9 protein-coding genes and 1 tRNA gene are annotated in these 15,050 nt (G+C 38.7%); 7 read left to right on the top strand and 3 right to left on the bottom strand.

The genetic code is table 11. The features are described from left to right. Positions 1-102: 102 nt before the first annotated feature. The gene (locus tag DUT70_RS09310; protein ID WP_113647044.1) at positions 103-288 is read left to right on the top strand and encodes a CsbD family protein; all 186 of its coding nucleotides are present in this window, start codon (positions 103-105) and stop codon (positions 286-288) included. Positions 289-352: 64 nt separating this feature from the next. Here the strand turns inward: DUT70_RS09310 and DUT70_RS09305 are convergent, their stop codons facing one another. Next, positions 353-3,286 carry a M16 family metallopeptidase gene (locus tag DUT70_RS09305; protein WP_113647043.1) on the bottom strand — a complete coding sequence of 978 codons (2,934 nt, stop codon included), beginning with the start codon at positions 3,284-3,286 and terminating at the stop codon, positions 353-355. A 169-nt stretch (positions 3,287-3,455) separates the two neighbouring features. On the opposite strand from DUT70_RS09305, the gene surE reads away from it, so the two are divergent. From surE to DUT70_RS09280, 5 genes are all read left to right on the top strand, one after another. Then, positions 3,456-4,277 carry a 5'/3'-nucleotidase SurE gene (gene surE, locus DUT70_RS09300; protein ID WP_113647042.1) on the top strand — a complete coding sequence of 274 codons (822 nt, stop codon included), beginning with the start codon at positions 3,456-3,458 and terminating at the stop codon, positions 4,275-4,277. Position 4,278: 1 nt separating this feature from the next. After that, positions 4,279-4,560 (top strand): stationary phase survival protein SurE, encoded by a 282-nt coding sequence (locus DUT70_RS09295; RefSeq protein ID WP_113647041.1) that lies wholly within the window; start codon positions 4,279-4,281, stop codon positions 4,558-4,560. Between the two features lie 70 nt (positions 4,561-4,630). After that, entirely contained in the window at positions 4,631-5,743 is a 1,113-nt protein-coding gene (gene lpxB, locus DUT70_RS09290; RefSeq protein WP_113647040.1) for a lipid-A-disaccharide synthase, read from the top strand. 12 nt (positions 5,744-5,755) lie between these two features. After that, positions 5,756-8,053, top strand: a complete 2,298-nt coding sequence (locus DUT70_RS09285) for a GH92 family glycosyl hydrolase (protein WP_113647039.1) — start codon at positions 5,756-5,758, stop codon at positions 8,051-8,053. A 212-nt stretch (positions 8,054-8,265) separates the two neighbouring features. Continuing rightward, positions 8,266-8,339 (top strand) — tRNA-Ala (locus DUT70_RS09280). Between the two features lie 279 nt (positions 8,340-8,618). Here DUT70_RS09280 and DUT70_RS09275 read toward each other — a convergent pair. Further along, the gene (locus DUT70_RS09275) at positions 8,619-10,343 is read right to left on the bottom strand and encodes a serine hydrolase domain-containing protein (RefSeq protein WP_113647038.1); all 1,725 of its coding nucleotides are present in this window, start codon (positions 10,341-10,343) and stop codon (positions 8,619-8,621) included. 762 nt (positions 10,344-11,105) lie between these two features. On the opposite strand from DUT70_RS09275, the gene DUT70_RS09270 reads away from it, so the two are divergent. Then, on the top strand, positions 11,106-11,762 hold the full coding sequence (locus DUT70_RS09270) for a CPBP family intramembrane glutamic endopeptidase (RefSeq protein ID WP_113647037.1): 657 nt from the start codon (positions 11,106-11,108) through the stop codon (positions 11,760-11,762). 506 nt (positions 11,763-12,268) lie between these two features. Here DUT70_RS09270 and DUT70_RS09265 read toward each other — a convergent pair. After that, complete coding sequence (locus tag DUT70_RS09265; protein WP_113647036.1) at positions 12,269-15,004, bottom strand: lantibiotic dehydratase; 2,736 nt, start codon at positions 15,002-15,004, stop codon at positions 12,269-12,271. Positions 15,005-15,050 lie beyond the last annotated feature (46 nt).

The raw sequence follows: 15,050 nt of genomic DNA, 5'->3' as shown, positions 1-15,050 counted from the left end.
CTTCTCTGTAAATAATTGTTTACCAGTGTTCTGCTTCTTTTTTCAAACATCCTAGAGGTTTAAGTGTTGTCCCTATATCAAATTTAACTTAAAACTTTAATTATGGATAAGCTGGAAATAAAAGGAAAATGGAACGAACTTAAAGGGAAAATTAAGCAAGCCTATGCAGATTTAACCGATGACGATTTGAAATACGAGGAGGGAAAAGATGAGGAAATGTTGGGTAAATTACAACAGAAAACAGGAAAAGGAAGAGACGAGTTAGTGAAGTGGATTAAATCATTATAACCAGATATAGGTTTATAAAAAAAGCCCCGCACATGCGGGGCTTTTTTTATAATTGGTATTCCGATTAGTAACCGAAAATTTCTTCCAATGTTAACGTTTTAACGTTGCCAAATTTGGCCATATCTTCTTGTTTAACTCTCTTATCAGAAGCAACAATTAGATAAGTATAAGGCTTGTTAGCAATTTTTTGTTGGTGGAAAGTATTGATGGTTTCAAAAGTGATTGGTTTGATCTCTTTGTACCTGTCAATTCTTGAATCGTAAGTGTAACCTAATTTTTTATCAGCAAAATAACGACCGAAAATTGCGTCTTTCAAGATTCTGTCCGACTCGTAGCTGCTTAATAAATTAGCTTTGGCACCGTCAAATGTTTTTTCGCTTTTTGGCAATACATTCAATAGTTCGTTCATGCCTGCTACCGCTTCATTCATTTTATCCGCCTGGCTACCTACGTACGCAATCATGCTGTATTCTTTATCTGCTTTATCTGGAGAGATATAGCTTGCATAAGTTGAATAAGCCAAAGCTTTAGATTCTCTGATGGTTTGGAAAACTACTGAACCCATACCGCCACCAAAATAGTTGTTAAATACTTCGATGGTTGCACCGTCATTTTTGTTGTATAAACCAGTATTTCTTAACCAACGGATTTCTGACTGAACCATGTCATAGTTAGCAAAATAAACTTTGTTTGAATCTTGAACGGTATAAGTATAAACTTTAGCTGGAGCGGCTGGCGTGAACTCTTTTGGCAAAGCATGTGCTTTTTGAATGTCAGCAGTAAACGCTGCTAAATCTTTAGGGCCATAGTAAGTTACTACATGCTCGTAGTTGTTCAAATTCTTCAACAAATAAATCAAGTCATCGGCTTTAATATTTTTCACCTCATCATTGGTTAGCACGTTGTTGAATGGATTTAACTTGCCATATTGTGCGTATGAAGTAAGACCATTCATGATGGCGCCTTTGTTCAATTTCGAGTTTTCTCTTGATTTAAGGATGCTATTTTTCAATTCGCCTAAAGCCTTTTCGTTTGCTTTTACATTGGCAAAAATATGCTCAACTAAAGCTACTGCTTTATCAAAGTTCTCTTGTAATCCGCTAACACTGATGGTTGTGGTTTCAGAGCCTACGTTTAAGCTATAAGAACATGCAATGTTGTAAAACTCTTTGCTTAGTTCTTCGGCAGTGTATTTGTCTGTACCCAAGTAAGGCAAGTAAGTAGCGGCATATTGTAACAGCTTGTAGTTATTGCTACCCATGTTGAAACGATAAGTCATTCTGAAGATAGAATTCTCGGTGTTTTTGATGGTCAATACTTCTGCTAAGCCAGATTTACCAAAGGTGATGTCTTTTTGATAATCCAAAAATTTAGGCGCAATAGGTTTAACTGGGCTAGCCAATAAATCTTTCACAAATGGAGAAGTTAAGCCAGCATTGGCATTAATTGGTGTAATGGCAGGCTTGTCAACTTTGATGGTGTTCTTGTCTTCACCTTTGTGCTTGTAACCAATTACATAATTATCTTTAAAGAAACTGTTGGCAAAAGCTACTACCTGTGCTTTGGTAATTTTAGCAATTTCATTGGTTTCGTTTAGGTCTCTATCCCAACCTGTACCTCTGTTCATGATAAACACGGTCGAAAGACTTTCTGCTCTGTTGCCATTGCTATCAAAAGCTTGCAAAAAGCTTAGTTTTCTGTTAGCAACAATTGCTTTTAACAATTCTTCATCAAATTTTCCTTCTTTCAATAATTGGATTTGCTCCAATAATAATTTAGCCACGTCATCTAAGCTTTGACCTTGTTTAGGCTGCGCCGATAAGTTGAACACACCGTAGTCTTTCATTTGCTGATAGGTAGCGTTGGCTCTCAATACTTTTTGTTGTTTGTTCAAGTTAATATCAAACAAACCAGCTTTTCCATTAGTTAAAATGCTACGGATTAAAGAAAGCATTAAGCTCTCTTTGCTGTTCTCTGCAAAACCACGGTAGTAAACTTCCAATACTTCAGCACTTGGGCCATAAACGTCAACCTTTTGGATTTTGGTCAATGGTTTTTCTGGTGCAGGATTGTAAAGCGATAACGGTTTAGGCACCATATAGCTAAACGCTTTATCTACTTTTTTGATCATCTCATCAGGATTTAAATCTCCCGCTAAAATGAGCGCCATATTGTTAGGCACATAGTATTTGTTGTAGTAGTTTCTGATTTCGATTAACGAAGGATTTTTAAGGTGCTCAATCGTACCAATGGTGGTTTGTTGGCCGTAATTGTGCACAGGGAACAATTTGTCCATCATGGCCTCATCCAATTTCCAACCATCGTTATCTAAACCTCTGTTTTTTTCTTCGTAAACCGCCTCTAGCTCTGTATGGAAAATACGGAAAATAGGTTTGCGGAAACGTTCAGCTTGGATCGCTAAGAACTTGTCTACTGCGTTGGAAGGGAAATCTTCGTTGTAAACAGTTTCTTCATACCAAGTGTGCGCATTGGTGGAGTTACCACCAATTCCCTGCATCATTTTATCGTACTCGTTAGCAATAGAGAAGTTAGAAGCTTCGCCAGATACTTTGTCGATTTCTTTGTAAATTTCTTTACGTTGTGCAGGATCGGTTGTTTTGTTGTACTTTTCGTAAAGGGCGTCAATTTTGTCTAACAATGGTTTTTCTTTAGCCCAGTTAGCGGTTCCAAATTTGTCGGTTCCTTTAAACAAAAGGTGTTCCAAGTAGTGCGCCAAACCCGTTGCGTTTTTTGGGTCGGTGTTACTACCTGCTCTAACGCTCATACGGTACTCAATTTTAGGCTCCTTATAGTTTGGAGAAAGAATAACCGTTAAGCCATTTTTTAGGGTGTAAAAGCGAGTTTTAGAGGGATCGTTGGTTACATATTTGTAGGTGTAACCTCCTGCTGTGGCCGTTTTCCACTGATAGGTAGCGTTTTGGGCCACTAAGTTTGAACCTACAAAAAGTAGACAAACAGCTAGTAGTATTTTTTTCATATTGAAATAAGTTATCATTCAAATATACAAAGACAATTATATTAATGAGATGTTGCACCACAAAAAATAGAAGTACTCTAAATCATTGTATTTCATTGTGAAGGATTAAGCCAAAGCGATTGTGATATTTTCCGTATTTTTGAGCATCACAAGCCCAAAATAATAACACATGAAAGCAAAACCTTCTATATTAGTCGTTAACGACGATGGTATTACCGCTACAGGAATTAAGGCTCTGATTGAGGTAATGAGTGAAATTGGAAATGTTACCGTAGTAGCACCTGATGGACCTCAATCTGGAATGGGCCATGCCATCACCATTGGCAAACCCCTGCGTTTTGATAAGGTAGATTTATATCCTCCTATTGAGATGTATAAATGCTCAGGTACTCCAGTCGATTGTGTGAAACTGGCCGTAAATAAAGTTTTTAAAGGCAAAAAGCCTGATTTATGTGTTTCGGGAATTAACCATGGATTAAACAATTCCATCAATGTGATTTACTCGGGCACCATGTCGGCTGCAGTAGAAGGCGCTATTGAGAAAATACCTTCCATTGGTTTTTCGTTAGATGACTTTGCTCAGGATGCCGATTTTTCTCATTGCAAAAAATACATTAAGCAAATTACCGAACAGGTATTGACCAATGGACTGCCAGAAGGCACGTTGTTAAATGTTAATTTCCCTAAAGGGGATGCGATTAAGGGTATTAAAATTTGTAGACAAGCCAACGCCAAATGGGCAGAGGATTTTGAAGAACGTGAAGATCCTTACCGCAGGCCATATTACTGGTTGACTGGGGTGTTTGAAAATTACGATAAGGGCGAAGATACCGATGTTTGGGCTTTGGATCATGGTTATGCTTCGGTAGTGCCTGTTCAATTTGACTTAACTGCTCACCACGCCATCCAATTTTTAAATACCTGGGATTTTAACGGGGGTGAAGCTAAAGCTAAAACTTCACGCAGTGCTGATGGTGTAAACTTGGGTTAAGATGGCAAAAATCTTTTATTCCATTAAAAATCATGTGTTGGTTGGATTGGGCATCGGTTTGATTAGTCCTGGGATTTTGGCCTGCATTGCTTGGTATTTGATGCACCATACCACTGCGTTAAAAAAAGCAGACTTATTGCTCATTGGTTGCGTAGCGGTAAACTTGCTGTGGATGAACTATTTCTTTAAAGTTAACAAGGAAAATGCAGGTAGAGGAGTGGTAAGTGCCACTTTTATATGTGCCTTTGTGTTTTTCTTTTACAAAATAATGCAAGAAGTGTAGTTGGGTTAACTGTTTAATCGGTTAATTGTCCAATAATACTTGGTTACTAATCCCTAACCACTAAAAATAAATGAAATACTACTTAATAGCAGGTGAAGCTTCGGGCGATTTGCATGGAGCGAATTTAATGAAGGCTTTAAAGGTTGAAGATGCTCAAGCGGAGTTTAGGTATTTTGGTGGCGATAAAATGCAGGCCGAGGGAGGTAAGCTGGTAAAGCACTATGCGGATATGGCATTTATGGGCTTTACTGAAGTGCTGTTGAACCTGCGTACCATTTTGAAAAACATGAAAGCTTGCAAGGCTGATGTGTTGGCCTACCAGCCGGATGTATTGGTACTGATTGATTTTCCTGGCTTTAACCTTAAAATTGCCGAGTTTGCCAAGCAACATGGTATTAAAGTTTGCTATTATATTTCGCCAAAGGTTTGGGCTTGGAATCAAAAACGCGTGCTCAAAATCAAGCGCATTGTTGATCACATGTTTTGCATTTTACCATTCGAAGTAGCTTTCTACAAAGAGTGGGGTATGAAGGTGGATTATGTAGGCAATCCTTTGTTGGATGAGATTTCACAATTTGTGCCAAATGTTCATTTTAAAACGGAACATCAATTAAATGACCAGCCTATTATTGCCCTTTTACCAGGCAGCCGAAAGCAGGAAATAGAAAGATTATTGCCAGTAATGCTTAGCGTGGTAGATCAGTTTAAGAATTACCAATTTGTAATTGCTGCGGCACCGACGTTTGGGGCAGACTATTATCAGCAGTTTATGGGTAATAAGAAAGTAGCTTTAGTATTTAATCAAACTTATCAATTGTTACATTACGCCCACGCCGCTGTGGTGGCATCGGGTACGGCAACCTTGGAAACTGCTTTGTTTAATGTCCCGCAAGTAGTGGTGTATAAAGGTGGAACTATTTCCATTGCTATTGCAAGGTTATTGGTTAACATCCGTTTCATTTCCTTAGTGAATTTAATTGTGGATAGAAAGATCGTAACCGAGCTCATTCAAGAAGACTGTAACCCCCAAAAAGTGACCGAGGAACTCACGCAAATTATTGACGGAAAAGGCAGGGCCGAGATGCTGGAAGGGTATGCTCATTTACACCAATTTATGGGAGCCGCGGGCGCATCTGAAAGGACTGCAAGATTGATTATGTCCTATATTAAAGCGTATTCTTAAAACAGTATTTAAATGAATAAAATAATTACTTTAGCCTTATTATTATTCCCAATTCCATTGTTTTCCCAAACAGTGGTTTCCAAAAAAATCAATGATCCTGAAGAATGGGTAAATCCTTTGATGGGTACTCAATCAAAGCCCGAGCTTTCAAACGGAAATACTTATCCAACTATAGCAGTACCCTGGGGAATGAATTTTTGGACACCACAAACTGGAAAAATGGGTAATGGTTGGGTATACCAATATGATGCAGATAAAATAAGAGGCTTTAAACAAACACACCAGCCTTCTCCTTGGATGAATGACTACGGACAATTTGTGATTATGCCCGTAACAGGAAAAACAAAATTTACCGAAGATGACCGTGCGAGCTGGTTTTCTCATAAATCAGAAACAGTAAAGCCATTTTACTATAGTGTTTATCTAGCCGATGCTAATGTAACTACAGAAATCACACCGACTGAAAGGGCAGCACAGTTTAGATTTACCTATCCAAAAACAGACAGTGCTTTTGTAGTGATTGATGCGCTCAACAAAGGCTCCTATATAAAGGTTATTCCTTCAGCGCAAAAAATAATTGGCTATACAAGTAAATATGCCCGCGGACCTTTGCCTAAAAACTTTAAAAATTATTTCGTTATCTATTTTAATAAGCCATTTTCTATTGCGAAGACTTGGAAAGGAAATAAATTGGTTGCCGACAGCTTGGAAATACAAGCAGATCATACAGGAGCTATTATCGGATTTAAAACTGTTGCTAATGAGAAAGTGGTTGCTAAGGTGGCCTCCTCTTTTATTAGTTTTGAGCAGGCTGAGCTTAATTTAAAGCGAGAGTTGGCCAATGATAGCTTTGAACTTACGAAGCAAAAAGCAAAAATGGAATGGCGTAAGCAGTTGGGCAAAATTGAAGTAGAGGGAGGAACAGTTGAACAATCATATACATTTTATTCCTCTCTTTATAGAACACTTTTGTTCCCCCATAAAATGTATGAAATTGACAAAAAAGATTCAATTGTACATTGGAGCCCCTACAATGGGCAGGTTTTGCCAGGTCATATGTTTGCAGGTACAGGTTTTTGGGATACATTCCGTGCTTTATATCCTTTTCTAAACTTGATGTATCCCGAAATCAATAGAGAAATGCAAGCAGGTTTGGTAAACGATTTCAAAGAAGGTGGTTGGTTGCCAGAATGGAGTAGTCCAGGTTACGCCAATATCATGATTGGTAATAACTCTGCTTCGGTAGTAGCTGATGCTTATATCAAAGGATTACGCGGTTATGATATAGAGACATTATGGCAAGCATTAAAACATGGCGCTAATAACGAGGGGCCTATGGATGCCGTTGGACGTAAAGGCGTTGCGTACTATAATGATTTGGGCTACGTACCATATGATGTGAAAATCAATGAAAATGCTGCCCGTACTTTAGAATATGCTTATGATGATTTTGCAATATATCAGTTGGGTAGAGCTTTGGGTAAACCAGCTAGTGAAATAGATATTTACGCAAAACGTGCAATGAATTATAAACATCTATTCGATCCTTCTAGTGGTTTAATGAGAGGGAAAAATAAAGATGGTAAGTTCCAATCGCCTTTTAGTGCATTTAAATGGGGAGATGCATTTACTGAAGGTAATAGTTGGCATTATACCTGGTCCGTTTTTCAGGATGTTGCAGGTTTGGTAAAATTAATGGGCGGCAAAGATAAGTTTGTAAAAAAGCTAGACTCCGTATTCATTTTGCCACCAGTTTTTGATGATAGTTATTATGGTGGTGTAATCCATGAAATTAGGGAAATGCAAATTGCCAACATGGGACAATATGCTCATGGTAATCAGCCTATACAGCACATGATTTATTTATATAATTATGGTGGTATGCCTTGGAAAACTCAATATTGGGTACGTGAAACAATGAACCGTATGTACAAGGCAACTCCAGATGGTTATTGTGGTGATGAGGACAATGGCCAGACTTCTGCTTGGTATGTTTTTTCTGCACTTGGATTTTATCCAGTAACTCCAGCGGTGGATCAATATGTGTTGGGTGCACCGCTATTTAAAAAAGCAACACTTACGATAGAAGGAGGTAGGAAAGTAATCATTAATGCACCAGAAAACAGTAATGCCAATCGTTATGTTGAAACATTGAAAATCAACTCGAAAATTTATGATAAGAATTGGTTAAGCCACCCAGAACTAAAAAAAGGCATGGTGATTGATTTCAAAATGACTGATCAACCTAATTTGAAGAGGGGAGTTTCTGCTTCTTCATTACCTTATTCATTCTCTACTGCTGGTAAATAGGTAGCATAATAAGATAGAAATACCTATTTCTAGGTATTGCGATACTTTGGTGCTAATAATACATTTGAAAAAATTTAGGTTAAGTAATAGGATTTTGTTTGTCTAATCTCCACTTAACGATGTTATTGTGTTGGGGAGGGCTGGATAGTCTTCCCTTTTTTCATTTTATACTTGCATAATAATTTTAAATATTTACTTTTGCCACCGTATCTGGGGGATTAGCTCATTTGGCTAGAGCGCTTGCCTGGCAGGCAAGAGGTGGCCGGTTCGAATCCGGCATTCTCCACTTAACGAAACACCATAATGTTGGTGTTTCGTTTTTTGTGGGTTTAATATCCTGATAGTGAATATGTTGATTTGCTAGCTTTTGGGTTCGAAACTACCATAGATTTCCTATCCATTTTTTGTTTAAAAGCAGTCAATCTTGATTGAAGTGATATTTAATGTGCTTTTTTTGCGGTTCGAAATCTATTCAGGGATCTCTGTATTTTCTAGTTTCTTGTAAGTTTTCGCTATGTGATAAAGAAAGTCTAATAGGCATTGGATGGATTTTAGATAATGCTGGTTATTTTCGGAACTTAATACCGGCAAAATCTACGAACTGCTCCTCTTTGTTTGCCTTAAAGGTAACCGTAAAGCCACCAAATCCCGCATTTACACCCGAAGAAAGCGCATGGTTATTATCGATAACCTCTAAAGGAATTTCATTGGTACTGCCCATCGTCTTAAGTCGGCACATCAGCACACGATCAGGGGTAATATATAGCTCAATGCTTTTAAACTTACTATCGCCGATCAGCATCTGGTAACCGTATTGATGGTATAATCCTATCCGCTTCTGCCAAAGACTGACGTCAATCGGTTTCAACTGATAACCCCAGTTATACTCCCTTTCGCCACTCCGCTGGATCAGATAATGATACCCCTGGATGTTGGTAAAGAAAAAACGCTGGCCACTTTTTTTCATCAGCGTATCATTGCCGCTGATCTCATAAGGTGCATATTCATTTGCGCTGAGCGGCTTTAAGATAGTTACTTTATTGTTCTCACGCATCCTAAGGTATTGATCAGTTACGGAAACAGTTACATAAGACGTCGCTTTAGCATAGCTGCCCGCGTGTTTCTCTAGCTCCGCTGCCGACAGTTGAACAATATGAGAAGTGTTATGAACCAACCCTGTTATGGGATTGGGAAATAGATCGGAAATACGCAAGCCGAACTTAGGCAGCAGGCTAAAACAGAAATCTTCCGCTGCTTGTCCACCCTCAGCTGTATTGGTCATCACGATAACAGCAGCATTCTTTTCGGGAAAGAGTAGCAATTTGGCCTGGGCAAAGCCAGCGCTGCCCGCGTGGTAAACAGCAAAGGTGGAGTCGTTTTTGAACATAAACCAACCCAGTCCTTTTTTATTGGTTTCTATCGGTACCGACGCATTCTGGAGGCTGAACATCTCATGAAGGGTGCTCGCTTTAATAATAGGATTGTTTTCTCCACGATAAGCTTTCAGCAAGCCAGTCGCGTATTTAGTGAAGTCATTCATGTCCGCGTAGATACCGCCAGAAGCGATATCCCGAAGTTCAAATTCCCTGAAGTTTTGCCCGTACGCATATATTTTACTGCGGTTCTGCAGGCTATCCATGGCGAATCCGCTGTGCGACATCGCTAACGGATCAAGGATATGGCGGTGGATATAATCAGCATAGTCCTCTTTGCTGACGGCCTTAATCACATTACCCAGGAGGTTATAGCCTGCATTTGAATAAAGTCCAACCATGCCAGCTGGGTATAATAAATAGGTCTGGTTAACAAAGTCTGGAATATCAGTATATTTTCCGCTTTTCAGGTCCGAATTTTTCCAGATGTCGGATTGGATGCCTGAGGTATGGGTGATTACCGATTTCACCGTGATCTTGTCGGGGCTGATGCCTGGCCCTGCCATCGGACTAAACTGCGGCAGGTAGGTTTTTAACGGTTTATTGATATCCAGCTTCCCCTGCTCATGCAACTGCATCATGGCAAGTGCAGTAAAGGTTTTGGTGATGGAACCGATATTCACCACCGTCTGCGGCGTCATCGCAATTTTTCTTTCTCTGTCGGCATAACCGAACCCCTGTTTCCACACGACTTTGCCGTCGAGTATGATCGCAGCACTCAGTCCGACAATATGGTCAGATGCCATTTTTGCGTTAAAATATTGTTCAGAAGTTTTGACAAAATTTGCTTGATCGATTGGTTGCTGCGCAACAGCGCCAGTGGTAATTAATGCAAAGAATAATAACAGCATCTTCATATCGCAAAAGGTAATATTTTCTTAGCTATAAAACGAATACAAGTCGCGAATTGAATGATAAACTATTTTAAGCTACGATTATAAACTGAAATTGGAGTTCATTGGCAAAAACTGCCAGAGCTGGATACAAAGTAAGGGCGTTGAAAATCGTTGAAGCTATATAGGAAGTCGATGTGCAAACCCGTATTCCGCTTGACAAGTATAGCGGAGAGCTGATTCAAAGAAAAAGAGGCCTACGACGTGTCGGCATAAATAAGAGTGGAGGGGCTAACCAGCTTTCCTTATTATTTGTTGCCTCACCTGACGACGACGCATTTCAAAATATCTTGCCCCAAAGAGCTTTCTTCATGCTTTAAAGGGGCCATATTCAGTGACAGATTAGCTTCGAAAATTGACCTGATGCCAACTGTTCGGGTATCTGAACTGGAATAATACCGCCTTATTTTGGGAAGATATTAACCAGGTGAAAGCAGGAAAAGCACTGGCGTTCATAGTTAATTACTGGACATCAGGGATGTGTAAAAAAACGACCGCAAAAGAATAAAGCAATTCGGCGTAACAGAAAGTGATAAGTTCTGTCTAAAAAGAAGAACCAGAACAACAAATTAGTGTTAGAAACCGTTACCTGCTACCAAACTGCAAGCGAGCGGCCCTGGAATGGAATAATGAAAGTTCATCGATTTTAAAAGATTATTTTACTATCTTTTTATTTTCAAATTGAAATGAAGCAAGAACAAATTATCAAGGTATCGAACTGATAAAATGGAACATAAGGTGCTATCTATATTTAGGGATATTGGGATAATAGCTTTTCTTATACTATTTCCCCATTTTGTTCCATTGCCTTTTTATTCGTATGCTATTGTCTGCCTATTGCTGATTTGGTTCGTTCTGCGTAGAGAAGGCAAAACGTTCCGTGATGTAGGGCTTGTAAAAAGCGGCCTAACCATTACAGCGGTTTTGATAGGGATTTTTTCTGCTTTAATATGGGTAAGCTTTATGCAGTTCATTTATATCCCCACGATAAAGTATTTTTTTGTCGTACCCGATTATACAGAATATAATTTCATCAGGGGCAGCATTTCAAAACTGATAATGATTATTGCTGCTGCCTGGCTTATAGGAGGCTTCTATGAAGAGATTGTTTTCAGGGGCTATATTCAATCTCTTTTGGACAAAAGGTTCTCCAAGAGTTCATTTACGCTTTTGGGCATAATTGTTACAAGTGTATTATTCGGTCTGTATCACAGGCAGCAAGATATTTTCGGCGTAATCGCAGCTGTATTGGGAGGTTTGTTTTGGGGTATTATTTATAAGAAATTTGGCAATAACCTTTGGATACCTATTCTATCACACGCAATTTTCGATACCATCACACTGGTTCTTATTTATATAGATAAGTTTGGAAATCTATACTGATAAAGCAAAACCACAACACTTAATAGTTCTAATTTCTTATAAATCAGTTTCATTTTTGCTGGATGAAATAAAAAATTATCCAGTATATGAGAAATTAGCATCAATCATTGCAAAAGTATCTGCACCCTTTGGAGTAAGAACAAATGTAACATAGAACGGTAGAAGGGACAATGAATTACTTGCTTACACCCCTATTTAATGAAGCTCAAAGCTAATACAGCTTAACCTCACAGAGGTCGAACCGTTTTATATAAACACTGAGAGATATTAATTTGATTGACTAATAATCTATTAACGCCGCTAGCCTTTCTAAATCTCCCAGAAATCTTTCGTGAAATAGTCCTGTGACCTCCACATTAGAAAAAGCATCTGTTTCAGGTGCTTTTTTTCATTTAAAAACAAATCTGGTAAAAGCGTCTCGAAGGTTGGGAAAGTGGCACGTTTAAATCAGGCATTTATCCAATTAGAAGCTGTCTAAAAATAAAGCGACATATACACAGGCATACTTAAGGGCTTTTTGTTTGGTATTGCTTGGCTAAACTTAGCTTATACAAAAATTGATAGATAACAGCTTCATGCATTCGTGGGGCACCGCTGAACCTTCGGTTGATATGCATATGAATCAGATCGGCAAGCAATATTGTTCTCCTTTCTATTTCATAGTGCTCGATTAATTTTCCGAAATATCTGATCAACTTTTCATTGGTGTTTTTGCTCATTTGTTGATTTTGATAGCTTAGATTGATCTTTTTGAAATCCTGTTTGCTAAAATTCATTTCAGTAGCAAAACGCTCCGATAAATTACGGTAGAAAGCAATCTGTTCAGTAAGGTCATTAAATATTACCTCTGAAAGTTTTTGCACAAAGGCTAAAATCTGAGCATAAAGATCGTCGTTGGGAAGACTTAACTGCTTCAATGCCCATGTACTGTCCAAATAAAAGAAATGTTCTACCAAATCTATTTGTTTTTCGCCATACCTGATGATCTCCCTATCGTATGCCTTAATTTCTAATCTTTTTAAATGCCCATAATTTACAGTGATGTTGATTGACTCTTGTATCGAAAGTAGGATAGATGGCAGCTGTTGGGGATCTTTAAGTTTTAGTCGTAGTCGGATATGTGGTTCTGGTTGGTTATACCGAATAAAAAACCATCTGCTTATCAGTGTTTTGTGCTGTTTAATCAAATTTCGGATTTCATTTGTTAAAAATTCATCCGTGATCTCTGGGCGAAGGTATAGCTCGACATAAAACCATTCTCCGCCTGGCATTCGTAAGTCTCTGCGTAAGATCGGGGTTTCCTTAGTAGCATAAGGAAGGTAAATTTGATGATGGTGTACTATTGGTAAGATAAACTCTGCATGGAAATACTTACCATCTTCATTTTTTACCATTTGCTTTGTGCTGATCAACGCTTCGGTCAAATAAATAGCTTCAGTTTGTTGTGCTTGGTACAATAGCAGGAAATTTAGATCCTCTGTTATTTTAGGGTCAATCATCAAAGTTTGATCATTTTGTCCTACGGTAAATGGTTGCGTTATTTGTTGCACTTTCAACCATGTCCGCAAATCCTTGACATTTAGAAATTTCGGTAATTTCCATTTTGCGGCACAGGCGATTGTATTTTTGTAATATACCCGTGGATAGTGTTCCAAGTTTGGAAACATCGACTGGAGGTCAATACTTAATCGGGATTGAATGTCTTGATATTGCAGATCGCAAAGGAAGCGGAAAAGATCTAAATCAGATCGTCTGTGGTTATAAGCTGAAGCTAATCTTGGCATCAATCTGGCGCCACTTTCAGCATGATGAAGTAAGATTTGACTATTTCTCACACTTACCCAAATATCTTCTAAGCGCAGGGGCTTTTCAAAGGTAGACCAACTGCCTATGGCCAGTTCAGTGTTATAAAGTTGCTGTCTACGGTTCACATTGTCGGTTCTTCCTTCAAATTGATAGGCAATGTCAAAAAATGTAACTCCAGCATTAGCGTTTTGTTCAATAGCTGTTAATTGTAGGGAAAAATCTCTGAGTTCATTTATGACAGTGAAACGCCCCAATAAAGCGGTTGCTGTGGCGCCACCTGCCTGATGGATGACTGGATGCCCTTCATAAATATGAAATAATATACTGCTAGTATTAGGTAATGGTAGGTGTTGAACTGCAGGTTTGAAATCAGCCAACTGTATGGGCTTTCCTTTAATCATTTGAGACAATACAAACTGTTCAAATTTTCCGTAGAAGAGCTGTTGATTTTGATTCAGTGGTGGACGCTGTTGTAGTTCTCCAACGAGCGTAGTCTGCAAAAGTTCGTTTTCATGCCCGTAGCCAATGCCAAGAATAGGATCGAGTGCTAAGCTTAAAGGCACGCTGCGTTGTTCCCATAGTTGAAGAAAACTGTTTTTGAACTGTTCCTGTTGAGTGCTCCTTTGAACTGGTAGGCACTGGCTTAAAAAAGTTGCATAATCCTTTAATTCTTGAGTGAGCTCTTGGTTTAATCCACCTTTCGGGCAAATTCGACTAGCTATAGTATAATGCTGTTCTGTATTTTGTGTGATTTTTCTTCGTTCAAAGTAATCTTGTCCCGTAATGTTTGCTTGCAAGTCACATGCTAACACTTGAAGGTCCAATAGTTGTTTTATTAGTGCCATTACATTTCTCTTCTTCATTCCCAGTTGTTCCTGCATCATTGCGGCAATTACTTCAAAAGAGCGAAGTTCCTTACAAAAACCGTATAGCAGGTCAATATCTTCTCTTCGCTCAATGGCATTTAGTTCAAACTGTTTTTCGCTTCGGAACAAGTAGTGAAGCTCCTTGTCATAGCGGTAACAAAGCGGATTTGTCCGATAGTTGGCCTTTTCAAGAGAACGGTGATCATAGCTGATATTTTGTATTGCTTTCCAATCTGGCAGAGATAAAATATCCATACCCTGTTGAAGTACGATAGCGTCGATATGCTTTTGTATAGGTATGGTTGAAATTGCTGCGAATTCACCAAATGGAGTAGCTCGGTAGCGGCTGCGGTTAAAGTACTTCCAAATAGTAAAACGAATTTTTTCTGACTGGTTTTGAAGGTCAGCGGCATCTAAATTAGCAATGACTGCGTAAAATTCTGGCGCACTATCTTTAATGAGCCTTTTAAGTACAGGCCACACATCAGCTAGCTCGGATTCTATAGGAAATAAAGGACTGCGACAGATTGCATGGCCCAATACCTGCAGGTTTTGCTCTTCAACTTTCATGGTTTTAAGGTAGATAGTTTACAAACATATCCATTTGGTTTCAATT

This window comes from Pedobacter chitinilyticus, assembly GCF_003313385.1.
GTDB classification, from domain to species: domain Bacteria; phylum Bacteroidota; class Bacteroidia; order Sphingobacteriales; family Sphingobacteriaceae; genus Pedobacter; species Pedobacter chitinilyticus.
The sequence above is the reverse complement of the archived record's forward strand: the minus strand, read 5'-3'. Positions and strand labels throughout refer to the sequence as shown.